The organism is Pseudooceanicola sp. NS-SX8, from assembly GCF_057380755.1.
In genome coordinates this window covers 4610001-4630924 of the sequence record NZ_CM170819.1, presented here as the reverse complement: position 1 = coordinate 4630924, position 20924 = coordinate 4610001, and the positions used below count along the sequence as shown (strand labels likewise).

Sequence of the window (20924 nt, the reverse complement as noted above, 5' to 3'; positions counted from 1 at the left end):
ACGGATCAGGGCAGGCTGTAGGCGATCACGTAGTCGCCCCGATCCGGGGATTGCCGCGCACCTCCGGCGGAGATCACCACGTATTGCTTGCCCGTTTCCGGTGCCCGGTAGCTGATCGGCGTGCCCTGGCTACCGACCGGCAAACGGGCCTTCCAGGCAACCTTGCCGCTGTCGGCGTCAAAGGCGCGCAGGTAGTAGTCCTGGGTCGCGGCAAAGAAGACCAACCCGGATTGCGTCGCAAGCGACCCGCCGATCGTGGGCATCCCGATGGGAATCGGCATGCCCATCTTGATACCGAGCGGCCCGGTATCCTGCACCGTGCCCGCCGGGGCCTGCCAGATCAGCTTGCCGCTGTTGAGATCCACCGCGTTCATGGTGCCGAAGGGCGGTTCCTGGCAGGGGATCTGCAAGGCGGAATAGAACCGGTTCTTCTGCGCGATGTAGGGCGTGCCGCGCATCTGCACGACGCCCATTTCGCCATCCATTTCGCCTGCGGGTCCGCTGTCTCTGCGGTACATCTGCACCCAGAGGCCCAGGCGCATGTCGTTGACGAAGGCAATGTCCCGCACCGGATCGACGGAAACGCCGCCCCAGTTCATCCCCCCCAGCGAACCGGGGAAGCTGAGGGAGAGGTCCTCGCCCGGCGGGGTGAAAAGCCCGGTGTAGCGCATCTTCTGGAAGAAGATCCGGCAGGCCAGCTGATCGAAGATCGTGGCGCCCCACATGTCCGCAGGCGTCAGGGTCTGCGACCCGATCTGCGGCATGCCGACGGAAACAGGCTGCGTCGCGGAGTAGGTCTCTCCCTCCACCGTGCCGGCGGGGACGGGCACTTCCCGGACCTCCCTGATCGGTTCCCCGGTCTCTCGGTTCAGCACGAAGATCTGGCCGGCCTTCGTGACCTGTACCAGCGCAGGCACCATGGTGCCCGAAGCATCGGGAAGGTCCAGCAGGGTGGGTTGCGCCGGCACGTCGAAGTCCCACAGGTCATGGTGAACGGTCTGGTAGTGCCAGCGCAGGGCGCCCGTGCTGGCGTCCAGCGCCACGAGGGAAGACCCGAAGGTCTCGTTCGCCTCGTCCCGGTAGCCGCCGAAGAGGTCGGGCGCGGGGTTACCCACGGGTAGATAGACCATGTCCAGCTGCGGATCGTAGGACATCGGGGCCCAGACGTTGGGGGTGCCACGCGTGTAGGTCTCCTCCCCCTCCGGCAGGCCGGTGCGGTTCGGACGGCCGAGGTCCCAGGCCCAGATCAGCGCACCGGTATGGACGTCGAAGGCCCGCACGACACCACTGGGGACATCGACGCCGACGTTATCGGCGATCTGTCCGCCGACGATCACCTTGTCTCCGGCCACCTGCGGGGCGGAGGTCAGGCCGTAGAAGCGCGGGGTGCCCATACCGACGGTCAGGTCGACCTTGCCGTTCTCGCCGAAGTCGCCGCAGAAGGCACCGGTTTCTCCGTCGATGGCGACAAGGCGCGCATCGGTGGTGGAGATCAGGACGCGGGTCGGGCATTGCGCGGGGGGCTGCGCTGCTTGGCTGTCATCGCTGCCGCCGGTGTCTGCGGCCGGTGCCGGATCGGCGTGATAGCCCATGCCCCGGCAGCGGATCCAGCCGCGCTTGGTATTGCCGACGTTGACCTTCCACAGCTCTTCCCCGGTGGAGGCATTGAGCGCGATCACGTTGTTGTACGGCGTGCAGACGTAGAGCGTGTTGCCCACCTGAAGCGGGGTCAGCTGATCTTCGGCGCCGTCTTCGGACTTGGCGATATCGCCGGTCCGGTAGGTCCAGGCCACCTGCAACTGATCGACGTTCCCGGGGGTGATGTCATCCAGCGCGACGAAACGGGTGCCCTCCGGCGTGTTGCCGTAGCTGGTCCAGTCGGACTGCTCCGCCTCGGGGGCCACAGGGGTGATCGCGGCAAGGCTTTCGGTCGGGGCGATGCGGTGCGGCACGAACATGCCCGCGAAGGCGCCCGCACAGCACAGCGCCAGGACGAGCGCCGTCAGCCATGCCCCCATCGGGCGGACGGTCTTGCCCTCGGCCCGGCGCAGCATCGGGTGCAGCAGGGCCACGATCACCCCGGCCACGCCGAAGACGAACAGGCGGGAGAAGAGGGGCCAGAACTCCATCCCGCTTTCCCAAACCGCCCAGATCACGGCGCAGAGGAGGGTGGCGAAATAGAGAGCGGTCGCGGCGCTGTGGCGCCGGATGATCAGCAGGCCGGTGGCGATGACAGCCAGGCCGGCGAGGGCGTAGAACCAGCTGCCGCCGAGGGAGATCAGGTAGATCCCCCCGATCAGCGGCCAGAGCCCGCCCAGAACGAAGAGTGCACCGAGAATGTACAGGGTGATCCTGCCCGGTGCCCGGAGTTGCGGTTTTTCGGGAAATGTCATTGTGCTGTCCTGTGCAGATGCAGGGACGCATCGCCGTGCCGGCCGGAATGACCCGGCCGGCGGCATGCGTCATTCCTGGCAGAAGGGTTGTCGGCCGGCGACAGAGTTCACGCCGCCCAGAAGCATCTGGAGGAAATCCGGATCGTCGAAGATTTCCTTGGTGTGGCCAAGGGTTGTCAGCCAGGCGCGGCCGCCGTCGTAATAGTGGCACCAGGTGATCGGGTGCCCCTCGCCCATGCCGGGATGGCCGTAGTAGCCGCGTGTGCCCTCCTGCATCGTGCTTTCGTCCACGGTCATCAGCACCCGGATGTCCGAGAGGTCGCGCGGATCGGGATAGAGGTTGTAGTACTCCTCGCCGTCAAAGCTCTTGCCATCCGGCATGGCGGCGACGGAGGGATCGGCGGAGGTGACCTGAAGCGTTGCCGCCTGTCGCGGCCCGTGATCGTAAAGCTGGGCGCCCAGCAGGCCTTCGTACCAGCGCCAGTTGAAGTTGGTACCGAAGGCGTTGTGAATGCCAACGAAACCGCCGCCGCCTTCGACATAGATCCGCAGCGCCATCTGGCCGAGGCTGGAAAGCGCGTCGCGCCCGGTGTTGAAGAAGATGATCGCGTCGTAGGGGCGCAGGGCAAAGCCGCTTTCCATGTCGGCGGGATCCTCGGTCGCGGTGACCTCGTAGCCGTCTCCCTCCAGCAGGGTGGTCAGGGCGGCAACGCCGGCTTCGCGATTCTCATGCGGGTTCACGCCGGGGGCCACGTAGTAGAAGATCAGCGCCTTCAGCGGGGCCTCCTCGCCAGTGCTGCGGTCGTACCAGGCGTGGTAGCAGCTGTCGTCGATGCTGCCGCAGAAGCCGTAGCGGTCGAGCGTGGTCGTGCTGGTCTGGGCCCCTGCAGGGGTGCTTGCAAGCGGGGCAAGCGCCAGGGTCGCCACCAGGCCGAGGCCCAGGGTGCGCGCGGTCTGTCGCAGTGCGTTCCGCAGGGATCGGGGCCGGGCCAGGGGCGCGGGAACCGGGGAGTGGAATGTCATGTCGTTTCCTCCTTGATGGCCCGCCGCTTGGGGCAGGTGGGCCGATGTCGCGACGGGTGTCGCATGCCTTTGTCGATGGGCGGCGTGTTCTCTGGCGCGGTCAACTATCTGAAAGGAAACGGTTTAACAGCGCTCCAATTCTCCCTGCACGGCCGCGGAATCGATTGGATCTATTCGGGTGCTACACTTTTGGATAATCTTTCCAAAATGGAAACTGGGCCGATTTTTCACTGCGCCGACCGGGCGCGGGGCATCCCGGCCGGGGGAGGGGACTGCAGATGACCGGATCCGTTCAACGTGCCTTCGCGGTGCTCGACCACCTGCTGGAACACCCCGAAGGCGTGATGATGAGCCATATGGCCGAGGCGCTTTCGCTGCCGGTGAGCGCCACTCATCGCGCCCTGTCGGAGCTCGTCTCTGCCGGCTATGTGCAACAGAAGATCGCCCAGGGGCCCTACTTCCTGACGATGAAGCTCACTTCGATGGGCCTTGGATACCTCAGCCGCGCGGGGATCTCGGACGTGGCGCAGCCGGCGCTGGACGGGCTTGCCGCGCGCAGCGGCGAACTGGTGCGGCTCGCGGTGGCGGACAATGACAGCCTGATCTTCGTGGCCCGCGCCCAGGGCGCCACCAGCAGCCTGCGCTATGATCCGGACATGGGGCTGAACGTGCAACTGTCGTGCAGCGCCGCAGGCCAAGCCTGGCTGGCCTGCCTTCCGGAACAGGACGCGTTGGAGATCGTCTTTCGCCAGGGTTTCGGCAAACCGGAGGACTTCGGCCCGAAGGCTGTCACCACCGCGCTGGATTTGCTGGCCTGCCTGAAGCAGGTGCGTGAAACGGGCTACAGCATGATCCGGGAGCAGTTCGCCCCCAACATGAGCTCGATGGGGGCGGCGGTGCTTCGACCGTCGGACAATCAGGTGCTGGGCGTGGTGACCATCGCCGGCCCGAGTTTCCGGCTGACCGAGGACAAGATGATGCGACTCGGCCCGGATCTGCAGGCCGCCGCGCGGGAGATCGCGGGGCTCAGTATCGGTTCGGGCTACTTCGGGCGATAGGCGGGCCTGTCAACGATCTGAAAAAATTGGAACTTTTCTGCTGCGGCGTGGTGATCTTCACGCTGCCCTTCACGCTGTGTTGTGCGGAATCCGGCGCGCGGCGCGGATTCCCCCCTTTACGTGTTTCGAATTTTCGCCTTAGGATGTGAAAATCATCATATGATTTTGAAATCGTATGTCGCATACATGGGAGGAATTCATGACAAACCGCAGGGTATTTCTGGGGGGCATGGCAGCGGCCGGCCTGACGATCGGATCCGGCGTGCCGGCTTTCGCGCAGGACGCCAAGAAGCTGCGCTTCTCCGCCGTCTTCTCGGAGCAGGACATCCGCGCCGAGATGATGAAGAAGCTGGCCGCCTCGGTTTCCGATTTCGCCGAGCTGGAGCTGTTTTACGGCGGCAACCTGTTCAAGCAGACGACGGAGATCATCGCGATCCAGCGTGGCAACCTGGAGATGGGCAATATCGCGCCCCAGGACATCGCTACCCAGATCAAGGAATTCTCGATCCTGACGTCGGCCTACCTGTTCCGGGACGTGGAGCACCTGAAGGCCTTTTTCGCCAGCGACGCGGGCGCCGAAATGGTCGCCCTGGCAGAGGAACGTCTGGGCATTCACATCCTGGGGCCGACCTATTTCGGCACGCGCCAGGTCGGTCTGCGGATCGACAAGGAAATCAACACGCCCGAGGATATGAAGGGCGTGAAGTTGCGCATGCCCGGTGGTGACGCCTGGCAGTTCCTGGGCAAGGCGCTTGGCGCGAACCCGACGCCCATGGCCTATGCAGAGGTCTACACCGGCCTGCAGACAGGCGCGATCGACGGCCAGGACAATCCCCTGCCCAACGTCGAGAACATGAAGTTCTACGAGGTGCTGGACCAGATCGTCCTGACGTCGCACTTGGTCGGCTACGACCTGCTGGTCGTGTCCAAGAAAGTCTGGGACGGCTTCACCGACGAACAGCGTGAGACCTTCCAGGCGGCCGCGGACGAGGCGATGGCCTGGTCTGCCGATCAGCACCTCGCACGGGAGGAGGAGCTCGCCTCCTTCTTCAAGGACCAGGGGGTGAAGATGTACACGCCCGATCTGGATGCCTTCCGCAGCTATGCCCAGCAGATGTACCTGGACTCGGACCTGTCCGAGGACTGGCCCGAAGGGATGCTCGACCGCATCAACAGCCTCTGACCTGCTGACCCCAACCACTGCCGCATCCCGGTCGGGGTGCGGCAGCTGAAAGGTGAAAATCTTGCAACGACTGACCGTGTTCGGGTCCTGGCTGCGGCGCAGGGCCGAAAACATCGCCGTGCTCATGCTGACGGTGATGTTCGTAGCCTTCATCGTGCAGGTGGCCTTCCGCTACCTGCTCAACCTGCCCATCGGCGGCGCATCCGAGCTGACCATCATCATGTGGCTCTGGCTCGTGCTTTGGGGGGCGTCCTTCGTACTGACCGAACGCGAGGAAATCCGCTTCGATTTCCTGATCTCCATGGTCGGCAACCGGGTGCGCAGGGTCATGACGATCCTGGCCTGCCTGGCGCTGCTGTTCCTCTACGGCTACTCCCTGCCGGCCGCCTGGGATTTCGTGACCTTCATGAAGATCCAGGACACCTCCTATCTCGATCTGCGCTACGACTGGGTCTACTCGATCTACATCGTCTTCGCGGTGGCGACGCTGGCGCGCTATGCGTGGCTGCTGTGGGCCGCCATCACGGGCGGAGATACGGACGGCACCCGATCCGCCGGCGCGGAGGGGGAGCAATGATAGATCCGTTTACCGCCTCCATCCTGTCCATCGTGCTGCTGGCCCTGCTTGGCCTGCCGGTGGGCCATGCGATGATCGCCTCTTCCGTTCTCTACCTGCTGATGAGCGGGCAGGACATGGGCACCGCGGCCGAGCAGCTGCTGAACGGCATGTTCTCCAGCTATATCCTGCTGGCGGTGCCGCTGTTCATCCTGGCGGCAGAGCTGATGAATTCCGGCAACATGACATTGCGCCTTCTGGCCTTCTGCAATGCCTTCATCGGGCGTTTCCCCGGTGGTCTGGCGCTGGTGAACGTGGCGCAGTCGATCATCTTCGCGGGCATGTCCGGGTCGGCCATCGCCGATGCGGCGGGCTCCGGCAAGATGATGCAGAAGATGATGACGGAAGGCGGAAAGTACCCGCCTGCCTTCGCCGCGGCGCTGACCGCGTCGACCGCGGTCATCGGGCCGATCATTCCGCCCTCGATCCCGATGGTGATCTACGCGCTCGTGTCGGATGCCTCCATCGGGTATCTCTTCCTGGCGGGTGTGGTGCCGGGGCTCCTGATGGGGCTGGTGCAGGTAGCGATCATCATGGTCAATGCCCGCCGCCGGAATTTCCCGGTAGAAGAACCGGTGCCGCTGCGCAAGCTGCCGAAGATCACCTTCGACGCGATCCCCGCGCTGATGATGCCGGTGGTCCTGCTGGGCGGGATCTATGGCGGGGCCACCACCCCGACCGAAGCCGCCGCCGTGGCCGCGCTCTACGCGCTGGTGGTCTCTGCACTGCTCTATCGCAGCGTGACGCTGCGCTCGGCCTACAACTCGGTACTGGCCAGCGCCCGCACCACGGCATCCATCGGCATGCTGATCGCCGGTGCTCTGGTCTTCAACTACGTCGTCACGGTCGAAAACATCCCCGCCGCGCTGAGCGCCTGGCTGGGCGGGTTCGACCTTTCTCCGGTAGTCTTCCTGCTGATCGTCAACGCGATCCTGCTGGTGCTGGGCTGCCTGCTGGAAGGGACCACGATCCTTCTGGTGATCGTGCCGGTCTTCATTCCCACGGCCAATGCCCTGGGCATCGACCTTGTGCACTTCGGCATCGTCTGCGTCGTGAACATCATGCTCGGCCTGATCACGCCGCCCTACGGCCTGCTGCTCTTCGTCATGACGACCATCTCCGGCAGCTCCCTCAGCCAGATCATCAAGGAGATCCTGCCGTTCCTCTGCGCGCTGCTCGTCGCGCTCCTCCTCATCACGCTGGTCCCGGATCTCTCTCTCTGGCTGCCGCGTCTCTTTGGTTACCAAGGATAACAAAACATGACCAAACCCGTCTATGTCCTGAATGGCCCGAACCTCAACCGCCTGGGCAAGCGAGAGCCGCACATCTACGGCCATGTCACCCTGTCGGAGGTGGAGGAGATCTGCACCCAGGCCGCAGGCCCCGCAGGCCTGGTGTTCCGCCAGACCAATTCGGAAGAGCAGATGATCGACTGGATCCACGAGGCGATCGACGGATCCTGCGCCCTGCTGATCAACCCGGCGGCCTTCACCTTCTATTCCATGGCGATCATGGACGCGCTGAAAATGTACCCGCATCCCCTGATCGAGTTTCACATCACCAACGTCCATCGGCGGGAGAAGATGTATCACAACTCCCTCGTCTCCGGCGTGGCGACGGCGGTCATGGCGGGGACGGGCACCCGGGGCTACGGCTACGCGGTGAAGCTGTTGCTGGACATGGCGGCCGAGAAGGCGGCGGCCTGATCCGCTCTCTCAGGTCCCCTCATGATGCCTCAGGCCGGGATCCTGCCGCTTGCGATGATGTGCTCCATCCCGGCCATGACATGAGAGGTCAGCAGTTCCACCGCGCCATCGGCATCCCGTCCGACAACCAGATCACGCAGGCGCTCATGCTCTTCCGCGGCGGGGCGCCCACGGAAATCCAGAACATGCAGATGGTAGCGCATGAAACGGTCGAAGATGTTGGAATGGGTCGCGCTGAGAACCGGCATGTCGCAGGCCATCACGGTGGCATGATGGAAATCCCAGTCGTACTGGACCCATTTCATCACCTGGCTTTCGTCGCCGCCGATCAGCTGGTTTTCAACCGTGTGCAGCTTGTGGTGGCAGGAAACGACCTGAGCTTCCCAGTCCAGAGAGCCGACCTCGATCGACCGGCGCAGGGCGTGGCATTCCAGCAGCAGGCGCATGGCGCAGATATCGCGCAGGTCCCGTTCGCTGACAGGGGCCACGCCGAAGCCACGGTTGCCCTCCGCCACCACGAAATACTCCGCCACCAGCCGGTTGAGGATCTCCCGCAGGGTGCTGACACTGGCGCCATAGGTTTCGCGCAGCCGCTCCAGGCGCAGGCGGTCGCCGGGTTTGAGGGTGTTGGTGATGATATCGAACCTGATCCGGCGCAGCACCTTGTCCGCGATGCTGTCGCCATCCTTGTCGGTGAAGAACGTCTTGCCACTCATACCCTGTTTCCTTCTGCACGGCGGCCCGTTCCGGAGGTCTCCTCGCCGGAGCTGTCCGGGCCGGGACAGCTCCAATGATATATGATTCAGATCGGAAAATCATATGAAATTGTCACAATCGTATTTGACTATAGATCATCATATGATTGAGGGGGCCGCCGAGATCGCGGCGGAAGCGGGGTTCGATGCGCTCGGCCTGCGCCTGGCGCCTGCCTTTCCCGGTGGGGCCTTCCATGACCTCTCCGCGCCGGGGGCGCTGAAGGCGGCGCAGCATGCTCTGGCCGCGAGCGGGCTTTCGGTCTTCGACGTCGAGATGGTGCGCATTCACGCCGGGTTCGACGTCAGTCGCGTCCTGCCGATGCTTGACGGTGCCGCAGCGCTTCAGGCGGGCAGGCTGCTGGTCGTGGTCGATGATCCGGATGGGTCCCGCGCGGCGGATGCCTATGCCCGGCTGGTGGCCGAGGCCGGGGCGAGGGGCATTGATGCGGCGCTGGAATACATGCCGCAGTCGGCACTGCATTCCCTGCCGGATGCCCTGCGCATGATCCGGCGCGCAGGTTGCGGGCGCGTCATCCTCGATGCGCTGCACCACGACCGTTCCGGCCTCGGCGCGGCTGCCTTTGCAGAGCTGGATCCGGCCCTCATCAGCTACTTTCAGCTGTGTGATGCGGCCGCGCTGGAGGATCCCTCCGTCGCCGGTCTGCATCGCGTTGCCCGGCATGAAAGGCTCTTGCCCGGGGATGGGGTGATCGACCTCGCGGGCATGTTGCAGGCGCTCCCGCCGGGGGTGCCCGTCAGTGTCGAGATCCCCAATGATGCCGGTATCGCAAGGGTCGGTACCCGGGCCTGGGCGCGGATGGCACATGACCGCGCCGAACGGTTCCTGGCCGCCCATCGGCAGACCGCGCGGATCTCGTGAGACGAGGAAAGGAAAACCGATGACACGACCGATTACCCTTGAAGAAGCGCGCGATCTTGCGGCGCGGTGCCATGCCGCCGCCCGCGAAGACGGCCTTCGCGTGATTGCGGCCATAACCGATCCGGGGGGGCACCTCGTGCTGCTGGCGCGGATGGATGATGCCATTGCCGGCGGGATCCGCGCGGCAGAGGCGAAGGCCCGCACCGCCGTGCTCTACAACCGCCCCACAAGTGCCTTTGCTGAAAGCTACCGCGCGGGGCGGCCCGTGCACATGCTGCCCGATGTCATGCCGCTTGGGGGCGGGATCCCCCTTTACCGCGACGGCGTCCTGGCCGGCGCCCTGGGGATGAGCGGCGCGGTCGAAGAGGTCGAGACACGGCTGGCGGAGCGGGTCACGCGGGATTTCACCCTGCGCTGACCCGGCCGGAGGTTACCCCAGGAAGCCACCCAGGACGCGGGTCAGGTTGGCGCCCAGGGTGTCGCTGATGTAGCCGCCTTCCTGCACGAAAAGCGTGGGCAGGCCGGTCGCCGCGATTGCGGCACCGATGCGGGCGAAACCGTCCTGCGTGACAGCGAGCCCCTGGAAGGGATCGTCGATGGAGGCATCCAGGCCCAGGGCGATGACCAGGACATCGGCGCCGAAGTCGTGCGCCCGGTCCAGTGCGGTTGCGAGCGTCGCCAGATAGGCCGCGTCTTCCGTGCCCCGGGCCAGCGGCAGGTTCAGGTTGCAGCCCAGGCCGCGCCCGGCACCGCGTTCCTGCGCATGACCCCAGAAGAAGGGGTAGAACCGCGCGGGATCCGCATGGATGGAGACGGTCAGGACATCGTCGCGATCATAGAAGATCCCCTGGGTGCCGTTGCCGTGGTGCACGTCCACGTCGATGATGGCTGGCCGCAGGCCCGCGGCGCGCAGCCGTTCCGCCGCGATACCGGAATTGTTGAAGAAGCAGAACCCGCCGGCCAGATCGGCAAAGGCATGATGCCCCGGCGGCCGCGACAGGGCGTAGGCCGCGCGGGTCCCGGCCAGCAGGCTGTCGGCACCGGCGATCGCGCTCTGCGCGGACCAGTAGGCCGCGTCGAAGGTGCCTTCGGCAATCGGGCAGGCGGTATCGGCCTGGTGAAACCCGGCCTGGCCGATGGCCGACTTGGGGTAGCCGTCGCTGCGGTTCGCAGGGTGGATGTTGGGGATGACCTCGGGCCCGGCATCGGGGATGCGCTGCCAGCGGGTGTAGATATTGCGCAGGAAGGTCAGGTATTCGGCCGAATGGATCGCCGCGATCGGCCCCAGCCCGGCATCTGCGGGCGCCTCGAAGGACAGCCCGGCCTCTTCCGCCGCGGCTTTCAGCACCTCGACCCGCAGGGGCACTTCGGGATTGGGCAGCAACGTGCCGTTGGCCATGAAGTGCTTGGGATCATGCACCCGCTGGCGGGTATCAAGGAAGGCTTTCATCGGTCTTGCTCCATCAGTGCCGCAAAGGCCCCGGCATCCAGGTGCATCTCCGTCTGTCCGGTGGCGGCGGCAAATCCCATCCGGTCGTAGAAGGCGCGGGCGCGGGGCGTGTGATCGTAGACCACCAGCTTCAGCTTGCGCGCGCCCCAGGTCGTTTCGGCATCGCGCAGCGCCTCGGCCAGAAGGCGCGGGCCCAACCCGGCGCCCCGGATCGCCTCATCGACCCAGAGGTCCGAGACATAGACGATCGCCCCGCCCCGCGCGGTCGAGACGCAGGGGGAGTAGAGGGCGAGCCCCACGACCTGCCCGGCCCGTTCCGCCAGGATCGCGCGAAAGGCGGGGTGCAGGCCCCATCCGGCCTCTGCGATCATCTCCTCACTGGCAAGATGGGGGTCGCCAAGGGTGGCCGACAACCGGGCAAGCGCCGCATTGAGGCGGCCTGCATCGGCGCGCTCCGCCAGCCGGAAGGAGATCTCGGTCATATCGCGGTCCTCTCTGCCCCCTTCAGGCCAAGCATCTGCCGCGCCTCTGCGGGCGTGGCGATCTCCCGTCCCAGGTCTTCCAGGATCCGGCGGATCTTGCGGACCTGTTCGGCATTGTCGCGGGCCAGCTGCCCGCGGGCAATCATCAGGCTGTCTTCCAACCCGACGCGCACATGCCCGCCCATGGTGGCGGCCATGGTCGTCAACGGGATCTGGTGACGGCCCGCCGCCAGGACGGAGAACATGTAGTCGGACCCGAACAGCTTGTCCGCGATCCGCTTCATGTGCACCAGGTTTTCCGGATCGGGCCCCATGCCGCCCAGCACGCCAAAGACGAACTGGATGAAGATCGGGCCCTCGACCAGCCCCCGGTCCACGAAGTGGCGCAGCATGTAGAGATGGCTCAGGTCGTAGCATTCGAACTCGAAACGGGCCCCGCGATCCTGGCCCAGCTCGGTCAGGATGCGGGCGATGTCGCGCGGGGTGTTCTTGAAGACAAGGTCGTCCGACCCTTCGAGGAAGGGTTTTTCCCAGGAGTGGATCCACTCGGTGATCCGCTCCGCCGCCGGGTAGAGCGCGAAGTTCATCGTCCCCATGTTGAGAGAGCACATCTCCGGCTCCACCGCCTTGGGCGCGGCAAGCCGTTCCTCCAGCGTCATCACCGCGCTGCCCCCGGTCGACAGGTTCAGCACCGCATCGCTGGCCTGCCGGATGCGGGGCAGGAAGGCCGCGAAATGCGCCGGGTCGGCCGAGGGGCGGCCTGTCTCCGGATCGCGGGCATGCAGGTGAAGGATCGCGGCACCCGCCTTTGCGGCATCGACAGACTGTTCGGTGATCTGGCTGGGCGTGACGGGCAGATGCGGCGACATCGACGGCGTGTGGATCGACCCGGTGACGGCGCAGGTAATGATCGCCTTCGACATCACGCGGCTCCTTCCTGGCTCGGCAGCTCCGCCTCGAACTGGCGCAGGGACAGTTCCAGGCCGTCCTCGATCTCGTCCAGCTGCGTCTCGGTCACGATCAGCGGGGGACAGACCAGGATGTGATCGCCTTCCAGCCCGTCGCGGGTGCGGCGGGAATAGACGATCAGCCCGTTGTCATAGGCGATCTGGACGAACCTCAGGTAGGCGTTCAGGCCACGCGACAGCGGCGCCTTGGTGACCCTGTCAGACATGAATTCGAACGCGAGCAGCAGGCCTTCGCCGCGGACATCACCGATGATCTCGTGCCGTTGCATCAGGCGCTCCAGCCGCGTTTTCAGGGACCGGCCCATGCGGGCGGCATTGGCCACGAGGCCATGGGCGTCGATCTCTTCCAGCACTGCCAGCCCGGCAGAGCAGGCCAGGGGGTTGCCGGCATAGGTGAACCCATGCGCGAAGCCGCCGCTTGCCAGCACCGGATCGACGATGGCATCGGGGGCGACGATCCCGCCCAGGGGCGCATAGCCGGCGCCGAACCCCTTGGACATCGCGATGATGTCCGGCCGCGTGCCCGAATGTTCACAGCCCAGGAAGCGGCCCGTCCGTCCGGCGCCCGTCATCACCTCGTCCATGATCAGGAGAACGCCGTAGTGGTCGCAGATCTCGCGCAGGCGGGCCATGTAGCCCGCAGGCGGCACCAGCGCCCCGGTGGAGGCCCCGCCGACCGGTTCCACGATGAAGGCCAGGACGCTCTCCGGTCCCTCCTCCTCTATCTTCGCGGCCAGCATGTCGGCGTAGTGCAGCCCGGTGGCCGGATCGGCCGGATCCAGTCCGTCCAGGTAGGCGCGGGGCGCGGGGATCTTCGGCATCTCGCGCATCATGGGGGCGAAGGGCGCCGTGAGAGAGGTGAAGCCGGTGATCGCCAGCGCCCCCAGGGTACAGCCGTGGTAGGAAGGGCTGCGCGAAATCACCTTCCAGCGGCTGTCCTGCCCGGTTGCGACGGCATATTGCCTGGCCAGCTTCATCGCGCTTTCCGTTGCTTCGGATCCGCCGGACACGAAGAAGACCTTGTCGAACCCCTCGGGCATCTTCTCCACCAGCCTGGCGGCCAGCTTCTCCGAGGCTTCTGTTTCGAAATGCAGCCGGTAGCCGAAGGTGGATTTTTCCATCTGCGCCCGCATCGCGGCCAGGACATGTTCGTTCGAATGCCCGATGTTGCAGACCATCGCCCCGGAGGACCCGTCGAGGTAGCGCTTGCCCTCGGTGTCCCACATGTAGACGCCACGCGCCTGATCGAGGACCGGCTTGCGGCCCCCGCTCTGATAGAAAAGATGGCTCATCTCAAGTCTCCGGAAGTGCCGCACAATCTCTGGGCCGGAAGGCGACCTTCACGCGGTCGCCCTGGGCATGGGGCCGTTCGTCGATCATGTTGATCGCCTGCAGCTGTGTATCGCCCAGGCGGACGAAGTAGCGCACGGTCTGCCCCTGGTAATCGACCGTTTCCACGGTCGCTTCGGCGCTGACCATGTCGGGGGCGTCCGCATCCTTTGCCAGCACCTGCAGCTTTTCGGCCCGCAGGACCAGCTTGGCCCGCGCCGCATCCTGCAGGCCCATAGCCTTGGCGGCGGGAACGGCCACCTGGCCGAACAGCTCTGCATCCAGGCGCAGGGCCTCCGCCCCACTGGTCAGCACCTTCGCCGGCAGGATGTTGGAGGCGCCGAGGAACCGTGCGACGAATTCGCTGGCGGGGGTGTTGTAGACCTCGGACGGGGTGCCGACCTGCTCGATCCGGCCGGCGCTCATCACCACGATCTTGTCGGACATGGCCAGGGCCTCCGACTGGTCGTGGGTCACGAAGACGGTGGTCACGCCGATCTGTTCCTGGATCCGCTTCAACTCCACCCGCATGTCCTCCCTCAGGTTGGCGTCTAGTGCAGAGAGAGGCTCGTCCAGCAGCAGCACATCCGGTTCGATCACGATGGCACGGGCCAGGGCGATCCGCTGCTGCTGTCCGCCCGACAGCGCCTTGGGATAGCGATCGCCGACGTCGGGCAGCTGTACCAGATCCAGCGCCTTTTGCACGCGGGTCGCGATTTCGGCGCGGGGGACATCCCGGTACTTCAGCCCAAAGGCCACGTTTTCGGCCACGGTCTTGTGCGGGAAAAGCGCGTAGTTCTGGAACACGATGCCCAGGTTCCGCTTGTGGATCGGCACGTCGTTGACCTGCTTGTCGCCGATCAGGATCTCCCCCTCTGTCGGGTCCAGCAGGCCCGCGATCATGCGCAGGTTCGTCGTCTTGCCGCAGCCCGAAGGGCCCAGCAGGGTGACGAAGGCACCGTCGGGGATCTCCAGGTTGACCTGGTGCACCGCGGTGAACTTGTGAAAACGCTTCACGACGTTTCGGAGGGTGACGGAGCTCATGGGCGGTCTGTCCTGAGGCTTGGGGAGGGGGATGGCGGGGGCGGCCTGCGCCCCCGCCGGTGGTCGGATCCGGGTCTGGCCTCAGTAGCCCTTCTGCACGCGGCCGAAGGTCTTGGACCATTCCGCCTCGTTGCCGTTCCAGTAGGCGGGATCGGCGAAGGTCAGGCCGGACAGCGTGCCGCTGGGATCGAAGGCGGGCAGGGTCGGGATCTTTTCGCCCAGGTCGACCTTTTGCGGGTCCAGTGCGGGCGGGTAGTTCTGCCCCTCGGCCACCGCGATGGAGGTTTCGGGCGCCAGCATGAAGTTCAGCAGCTCCTCGCAGGCTTCCATGGGCGAATCCTTCAGCACGAACAGGCATTCCTGCCAGCCGTAGCCGTTGGGGGGATCCATGTAGCCGATGTCGTGCCCCTGCTCCTGCAGTGCGTAGATCCGGCCGGACCAGCCTTCGGTCACGTAGATCTCCTCTTCTGCCAGCAGGCTCATCAGTTCCGCGCCGGAGGTCCAGTATTTCAGCGACAGGTCCCGGTGGGTGCGGATCGCGTCCCAGACGGCATCCATGTCCGCGGCGGCGTTCGGATCCTGGCCGGTCTGCAGGGCACCGAACCAGATCCGCGTGCGCCAGTCGCCCCAGCCCGAGATCTTGCCCTTGTAGGCTTCGTCGATCAGGATCTTGGCGCCCTTCTCCTGCATCTCCTCGTCCGAGATGTACTTGCGATTATAGGCGATGCCGGTGGTGCCGTAGTCGTAGGGCACGCAGGAAATCTTGCCGTCGGTGATCGGGCGATAGACATCGACCAGCTTCTTGATGACGTACTGCAGGTTGGGAATGTTCGCCTCGTTCAGCTCGCTCGTCAGGCCAAGCCCGGCGTAGCGCGCGTAGTCGAAGACACCGGACAGGTGGGCGATGTTGTATTCGCCCGGCTGGCTGGCCTTGACCCGGCTCAGGTATTCGTCGCCGCCGCCGAAGGTGCCATCGACAACCTTGATACCGGTCTTGGCGGTGTAGGGATCGAAGGCATACTGCCGGAAGGCTTCGGAGACGACCCCGCCCCAGCCGTCGAAACGCACCTGGCTGACATCGGCGGCCAGCGCGCGGTAGGGGGTGACCAGGCCATAGGCGGCGCCGGCGGCACCGATCAGGCCAAGGAAGGAACGACGATCCAGGTCGCCGTTCATGTAGCGCTCCCGCAGGCGTTCGTAGCGGGTGGTGTTGTCTATCTTCTTCATATCTGTCTCCGTGTTGGGCCGGTGTTGGATACCGGTGCCGAGGTCTGTCGATGGCGGCTTCAGCCGCTCTTCTTGGAAAGGGATCGGGCGATGGCGGCCCCCAGCAGGGGCAGGCCGACCGTCATGACGATCATCACGGTGCCCAGGGCGTTGATCTCCGGGCTGATGGAGTTGCGCAGCATCGCGAAGATCTGCGTCGGTACGGTTTCCACCCCGCCGGGTTTCCAGAACAGCGTGCCGGTGATGTCGTCGAAGCTCATCGTGAAGGCGAAGAGCCCACCGGCCAGGACCGCCGGCAGCATCAGCGGCAGGGTGATCTGGAAAAAGGTCTGCACCGGCGAGGCGCCAAGGCTCATCGCGGCCTCTTCCACGTCGCGGCGAATGGCGACCAGGCGCGCCTGGACCACCAGCACCACGAAGGGCAGGGTGAAGATGACGTGCCCGAAGAGCAGCAGGCCAAAGCTCTTGTTCACGCCCAGGAAGTTCAGGAACAGCAGCAAGGCGACGGCCAGCACGACCTCCGGCACCAGGATCGGCGCGATCAGCAGGGTGGAGATCATGTTCTCCCCCGGCACCCGGTAACGGACGAGCGCGAGGCTCGCCAGCACGCCGAGCGTGGTGGAAATCAGTGCCGTCAGCCCGCCCAGGATGACCGAGGTGCGGAAGGCACGCAGGATGGCGTCGTTGTGGGCCAGTTCCACGAACCAGCGCATCGACACGCCGGTGATCGGGAAGGCGCCGAATTGCGAGGCGTTGAAGCTCAGCAGCACGACGACGGCCACGGGCAGGAACATGAATATATAGACAAGCAGCGCGTAGCCGCGGATCAGGATCCAGCCCATCAGCCCAGTCCCTTCATCAGTTGCGCCATCCCGAGGTAGCGGTTGTAGACCATCACCAGCACGCCCAGCACCACGAGCAGCATCAACGACAGGGCAGAGCCGAGCGGCCAGTTCAGCTGCGTGATGATGGCCTCGTAGACGAGGTTGGCGAACATCGCGTCGCGCGGGCCGCCCAGCACGAGCGGCGTGATGTATGTGCCCGCCCCCAGCACGAAACACAGCAGGCCCCCCGCGGCCAGGCCGGGCAGGGACAGCGGCAGGGTCACCTGGCAGAAGGCCTGCCAGCGCGTCGCGCCAAGGGAATTGGCCGCATCCTCCAGCGTGACGTCGATGCCGTCCAGGCTGACGAAGACGTTCAGGATCATGAAGGGCAGCAGGAAATGGACCAGGCCCAGTATTACCGTCGACTGGTTGTAAAGCATCTGCAGCGGTTCGGAGATCACCCCGGTCCAGAGCAGGAAGGTATTCAGCGCTCCGGAGACCCCAAGGATGTTGATCCAGCTCATCGTGCGGATGATGTAGCTGATCCAGAACGGCAGCATCAGGAGCAGCAGCAGGATCGCCTTGTTGCCCCGAGACCGGGCGATGAAATAGGCCGCCGGATATCCCATCACCGCACAGACCACCGTGGTGATCGCCGCCACCTTCAGGGTGAACAGCAGGATGTCACGGTAGAAGGGATCGCTCAGCGCTTCGCGCCAGTTGTCCAGGTAGAACCCTGCCTGGTCGGCCCCCGTCGCGGTCCTGAGCCAGAAGCTGTAGACCAGGATGAACAGCAGCGGCACCAGAAGCAGCAGGGTGATCGCCGTCAGCGCGGGGGACAGCAAGATCCACGGCTGGCGCCTCTCTCTGGCTTCGATCGACATGTATCCGTTCCCGTACATTGCTTTTGACGGGACCTTGGAAATCTGCTTTCCATCATTCCAATAGATAATGAAAATTCTGGATATAGATCCTGCCAATGATGGACCTTTCGAAAAGCCGCTACGAGCCGGAGCGCGTCGCGCGGGAGCTTGACTGGAACCTGCTGCGCACCTTCGTCGTCCTGGCGGAATCCAGGTCGATCACCGACGCGGCAGAGCGGCTTCGACTGAAACAGCCATCAGTCTCTACTGCCCTGAAAAGACTGGAAGATCGCATCGGTCGAAAGCTGATCGAACGGGGGCCCGGCAAGTTCTGCCTGACCGAAGCGGGGGAGCTGCTCTACCGCGAAGCGTCAGAGATCAACGGCTCCGTCCTACGGCTCTCCACTCTCATGAGGGAGATGACGGATGACGTGCGCGGACATGTGACCATGGCCGTGGCCTCTCATGTCGCCTGCCCGCTTCTTGATCAGACACTGGCCGATTTCCACGCCGACCACCCCGAGGCGAGCCTTCAGATCAATGTCGTTTCCAGTTCCGATGTGCTGGCGGAGGTCATGGCCAAGCGTGCCTCCTTCGGGATCTGCCTGGTTCGCAACCGCAGCGCCAAGCTTGAGTATCGCCGGCTCTATCGTGAATACTTCGGCCTCTTCTGTGGCCCCCGGCATCCGCTTTTCGGTCGCAAGGGGCTGACCCGTGCCGATCTCGCGGGGCAGGGCACGGTCAGCTTCGACACCGACCGCCTGCAGGATGTGCTCAAACCCGTCACGCTGATGCGCGCGCATTCGCTGCTGGGAGAGAAGATCACCGGGGTGTCCTCGAACCTGGAAGAAGTCCGCCGGATGATCATCGCCGGGCTGGGGATCGGTCCCCTGCCGGTGCATGTGGCCGCGCGCGACGTGTCGGACGGGTTGCTGTGGCAGACGCCCCCCTACGAGGATCTGCCGGCGATCGACGTCCACCTGGTCTGGAACCCCCGGGCCATCCTGAACCGGGCCGAGTCGATCCTGCTGTCCCGGCTTGTCGCCGCGATCGAGGCGACCCCGATCGAACAGCGCACCTACGACGGGCCCGTACCGGCGGCCTCTGTTGGCGGGGTGTGACCGGCGAACTGTCCTGAGGCCGCACTTGCGTCGTGACGAACCGCCCGGCGTTCTCGTCGCTCCACGGCCGGCGCAGGTCCACCCGAATGCTCTTGGCGGTGAGATCCTAGTGATTTCGACGTGACCAACCTGGTGGAGCGGGGCTGACGTTCTTTGCCACCGTCACGCAGGACCTGTCGGCAAGGGGGCTTGCGAGCAGGATGCGCCACGGGGCATTCTGCCGGGCCATTCGGAAAGGACCCACCCGTGACAATGAAACCTGTGACATCGCAATCCGTGACCACGCAACGCACGTTGATCACCGCGCTTTCCGAAAGCGACGCGCCCGGGCTTTGCGCCTACTACCAGCGCAACGCGGCGCATCTCGCCCCGTGGGAGCCGCTGCGCCCCGCAGGCTTTCACGCGCCGGAGGCCTGGAAGGCCCGCATCGCCGAACAGCTCGAAGAAACCGCCCAGGCCCGTGCCTATCGCTATGTCGCGCGACGCGCCGGAGAGGAGGAGATCCTGTCGGTCGTCAATTTCACCAACGTCGTGCGCGGCGTGTTCCAGGCCTGTTCGCTGGGATACTCCATCGACGCGTCGGCCCAGGGGCAGGGTCTGATGACAGAACTGCTTTCGGCACTGGTAGAAGACGTCTTCGCGACCCATGGCCTGCACCGGATCATGGCCAACTACATGCCCGCGAATGATCGCAGCGCGCGCCTGCTCCACCGCCTGGGCTTCGAAGAAGAAGGTCGGGCCCGCGACTACCTCATGATTGCCGGCAGGTGGGAAGACCACGTGCTGACATCGCGCCTCGCCCCCGCGGCCTGACAGGCGCACACTCTTTTGGGCTCATGACCTTGCCGGGTCAGGACCTGCGGGCGCCAAGTCTGGTGTCGAAACCGGCGATGCAGAAGGACAGAAGGTCTTCGGCGCCACCACCTTCCGCCCCGCTCAACGCCTCGATCCGGAAACCGGAGGTCAGCAGGCCCAGCATGGCGGAGACCATGTAGAGGAAGCAGGCGGCAATCTGCGTTGCGCTGGCCTGCGGGTAGATGCGCTGCAATTCTTCGATGAAGACCCTGGCGGTCGGATCGAAGTGTTCGGCGGCCAGGGCGTTCAGCTTCCGATCGGCGGAGATATGGGCGACCAGCCTGGCATAGGCCAGCCATTGCGGGCCGCCGTTGCGCACCCTTTCGAAGTAGGGCGCGATGAAGGCGTCCAGCACGCTTTCCGTGGTGAGCGGCGCGGCGCTGCGCGCCTGGTCCAGCACCTGCCGACGCAGCTCCGACAGTTCGGAGGCCCGCCGGGCGACGACCTGGGCAAAGAGCGCCCCCTTGCTGCCCCCATGGTGGTTCACCAGTCCCACGGGCACGCCCGCCTCTGCCGCGATGGTGCGGATGGTGGCCCCTTCATATCCGTTCACGGCAAAGACGCGTTCCGCGGCGTCCAGGATCTTCTTCCGGCTCTCGATGGCCCGCTTCTGCGTGGCGCGACGCTGCGGTTCTCCCTTGCGGGGGCTGTCCTTGGTGTCTTCCGCTGACATGAATCCTCTTGCTCCAGGTCGGTCTGTTGCGGGGCCCGTCGCCTGTACTCGCCGGTTCTACCCTTCTGTATTGGCCGTCTGCGTGGGCCGGCTACGGAAGGCATAGCATGGCGGGGCTGTCCCGCAAATTCGCGGTGGCTGTGTTGGCCTGCTCTTGCCCGTCGCCGCGTAGGGGCGCGCATCGACGCGCGTACACCTTTTACCCGGGCGGAAGGGAGAAGGACCAAATCCGGCCCGGGCACTCGCGGAACGCGGAGAGGGGGCGGGGGCTCGTGTCCGGCCCTTGCTCTCTCTTCGCACAAATGTTGGGGCAGCTCCGGAGGGACTAGTCCCAGACCCCATATTACGCACCGCTGCTATACCGACGTTATACCGACACGATACCGACGTGCCGATCGGGGCGAAAATGGACCCGATCCGACTCGTCCCCGGGGGCCGGCCTGCGAGTCGCCTGCGATTTGCAGTCCCGAGTCG

At 65.2% G+C, this 20924-nt stretch carries 21 protein-coding genes; 9 read left to right on the top strand and 12 right to left on the bottom strand.

What is annotated here, in order from left to right:
• Window positions 1–5: 5 nt before the first annotated feature.
• Window positions 6–2393 (bottom strand): membrane-bound PQQ-dependent dehydrogenase, glucose/quinate/shikimate family, encoded by a 2388-nt coding sequence (locus AC2IR1_RS21235; protein WP_486473970.1) that lies wholly within the window; start codon window positions 2391–2393, stop codon window positions 6–8.
• Between the two features lie 69 nt (window positions 2394–2462).
• The gene (locus AC2IR1_RS21230) at window positions 2463–3416 is read right to left on the bottom strand and encodes a ThuA domain-containing protein (RefSeq protein WP_486473969.1); all 954 of its coding nucleotides are present in this window, start codon (window positions 3414–3416) and stop codon (window positions 2463–2465) included.
• Between the two features lie 278 nt (window positions 3417–3694).
• Between AC2IR1_RS21230 and AC2IR1_RS21225 the strand changes: the two genes are divergently transcribed.
• From AC2IR1_RS21225 to AC2IR1_RS21205, 5 genes are all read left to right on the top strand, one after another.
• Window positions 3695–4474 carry an IclR family transcriptional regulator gene (locus tag AC2IR1_RS21225; protein WP_486473968.1) on the top strand — a complete coding sequence of 260 codons (780 nt, stop codon included), beginning with the start codon at window positions 3695–3697 and terminating at the stop codon, window positions 4472–4474.
• A 199-nt stretch (window positions 4475–4673) separates the two neighbouring features.
• A complete protein-coding gene (dctP, locus tag AC2IR1_RS21220) occupies window positions 4674–5657 on the top strand; it encodes a TRAP transporter substrate-binding protein DctP (protein WP_486473967.1) in 984 nt (327 codons plus the stop codon).
• Window positions 5658–5718: 61 nt separating this feature from the next.
• Window positions 5719–6234 (top strand): TRAP transporter small permease, encoded by a 516-nt coding sequence (locus AC2IR1_RS21215; RefSeq protein ID WP_486473966.1) that lies wholly within the window; start codon window positions 5719–5721, stop codon window positions 6232–6234.
• Window positions 6231–7526 carry a TRAP transporter large permease gene (locus AC2IR1_RS21210; protein WP_486473965.1) on the top strand — a complete coding sequence of 432 codons (1296 nt, stop codon included), beginning with the start codon at window positions 6231–6233 and terminating at the stop codon, window positions 7524–7526. The genes AC2IR1_RS21215 and AC2IR1_RS21210 overlap by 4 nt, the downstream gene beginning before the upstream one ends.
• Window positions 7527–7532: 6 nt before the next feature.
• Window positions 7533–7979 carry a type II 3-dehydroquinate dehydratase gene (locus tag AC2IR1_RS21205; RefSeq protein WP_486473964.1) on the top strand — a complete coding sequence of 149 codons (447 nt, stop codon included), beginning with the start codon at window positions 7533–7535 and terminating at the stop codon, window positions 7977–7979.
• A 29-nt stretch (window positions 7980–8008) separates the two neighbouring features.
• Here the strand turns inward: AC2IR1_RS21205 and AC2IR1_RS21200 are convergent, their stop codons facing one another.
• Window positions 8009–8695, bottom strand: a complete 687-nt coding sequence (locus AC2IR1_RS21200) for a GntR family transcriptional regulator (protein ID WP_486473963.1) — start codon at window positions 8693–8695, stop codon at window positions 8009–8011.
• 142 nt (window positions 8696–8837) lie between these two features.
• On the opposite strand from AC2IR1_RS21200, the gene AC2IR1_RS21195 reads away from it, so the two are divergent.
• Window positions 8838–9614 (top strand): sugar phosphate isomerase/epimerase family protein, encoded by a 777-nt coding sequence (locus AC2IR1_RS21195; RefSeq protein ID WP_486473962.1) that lies wholly within the window; start codon window positions 8838–8840, stop codon window positions 9612–9614.
• A 19-nt stretch (window positions 9615–9633) separates the two neighbouring features.
• Window positions 9634–10032 (top strand): GlcG/HbpS family heme-binding protein, encoded by a 399-nt coding sequence (locus AC2IR1_RS21190; RefSeq protein ID WP_486473961.1) that lies wholly within the window; start codon window positions 9634–9636, stop codon window positions 10030–10032.
• Between the two features lie 12 nt (window positions 10033–10044).
• Here AC2IR1_RS21190 and AC2IR1_RS21185 read toward each other — a convergent pair whose 3' ends face one another.
• The 8 genes from AC2IR1_RS21185 to AC2IR1_RS21150 form a co-directional block, all read right to left on the bottom strand.
• Window positions 10045–11064: a histone deacetylase family protein gene (locus AC2IR1_RS21185; RefSeq protein WP_486473960.1), complete on the bottom strand. Its 1020-nt coding sequence runs from the start codon at window positions 11062–11064 to the stop codon at window positions 10045–10047.
• A complete protein-coding gene (locus tag AC2IR1_RS21180) occupies window positions 11061–11546 on the bottom strand; it encodes a GNAT family N-acetyltransferase (protein ID WP_486473959.1) in 486 nt (161 codons plus the stop codon). Before AC2IR1_RS21180 ends, AC2IR1_RS21185 begins: the two co-directional genes overlap by 4 nt.
• Window positions 11543–12469, bottom strand: coding sequence for a 3,5-dioxohexanoate:acetyl-CoA acetone transferase (gene kce, locus AC2IR1_RS21175; RefSeq protein WP_486473958.1), 927 nt, complete (start codon window positions 12467–12469; stop codon window positions 11543–11545). The genes AC2IR1_RS21180 and kce overlap by 4 nt, the downstream gene beginning before the upstream one ends.
• On the bottom strand, window positions 12469–13806 hold the full coding sequence (locus AC2IR1_RS21170) for an aminotransferase family protein (RefSeq protein WP_486473957.1): 1338 nt from the start codon (window positions 13804–13806) through the stop codon (window positions 12469–12471). The genes kce and AC2IR1_RS21170 overlap by 1 nt, the downstream gene beginning before the upstream one ends.
• A gap of 1 nt (window position 13807) precedes the next feature.
• Window positions 13808–14887, bottom strand: a complete 1080-nt coding sequence (locus AC2IR1_RS21165; protein WP_486473956.1) for an ABC transporter ATP-binding protein — start codon at window positions 14885–14887, stop codon at window positions 13808–13810.
• Between the two features lie 81 nt (window positions 14888–14968).
• On the bottom strand, window positions 14969–16105 hold the full coding sequence (locus AC2IR1_RS21160; RefSeq protein WP_486476445.1) for an extracellular solute-binding protein: 1137 nt from the start codon (window positions 16103–16105) through the stop codon (window positions 14969–14971).
• Between the two features lie 68 nt (window positions 16106–16173).
• Window positions 16174–16956, bottom strand: coding sequence for an ABC transporter permease (locus tag AC2IR1_RS21155; protein WP_486473955.1), 783 nt, complete (start codon window positions 16954–16956; stop codon window positions 16174–16176).
• Entirely contained in the window at window positions 16956–17822 is an 867-nt protein-coding gene (locus AC2IR1_RS21150) for an ABC transporter permease (protein ID WP_486473954.1), read from the bottom strand. The genes AC2IR1_RS21155 and AC2IR1_RS21150 overlap by 1 nt, the downstream gene beginning before the upstream one ends.
• A 95-nt stretch (window positions 17823–17917) precedes the next feature.
• On the opposite strand from AC2IR1_RS21150, the gene AC2IR1_RS21145 reads away from it, so the two are divergent.
• Both AC2IR1_RS21145 and AC2IR1_RS21140 read left to right on the top strand, forming a co-directional pair.
• Window positions 17918–18922, top strand: a complete 1005-nt coding sequence (locus AC2IR1_RS21145; RefSeq protein ID WP_486473953.1) for a LysR family transcriptional regulator — start codon at window positions 17918–17920, stop codon at window positions 18920–18922.
• A 252-nt stretch (window positions 18923–19174) separates the two neighbouring features.
• Window positions 19175–19735 (top strand): GNAT family N-acetyltransferase, encoded by a 561-nt coding sequence (locus tag AC2IR1_RS21140; RefSeq protein ID WP_486476444.1) that lies wholly within the window; start codon window positions 19175–19177, stop codon window positions 19733–19735.
• Between the two features lie 37 nt (window positions 19736–19772).
• On the opposite strand, the gene AC2IR1_RS21135 is transcribed toward AC2IR1_RS21140, so the two are convergent.
• Window positions 19773–20450 (bottom strand): TetR/AcrR family transcriptional regulator, encoded by a 678-nt coding sequence (locus AC2IR1_RS21135; protein WP_486473952.1) that lies wholly within the window; start codon window positions 20448–20450, stop codon window positions 19773–19775.
• Window positions 20451–20924: the final 474 nt, after the last annotated feature.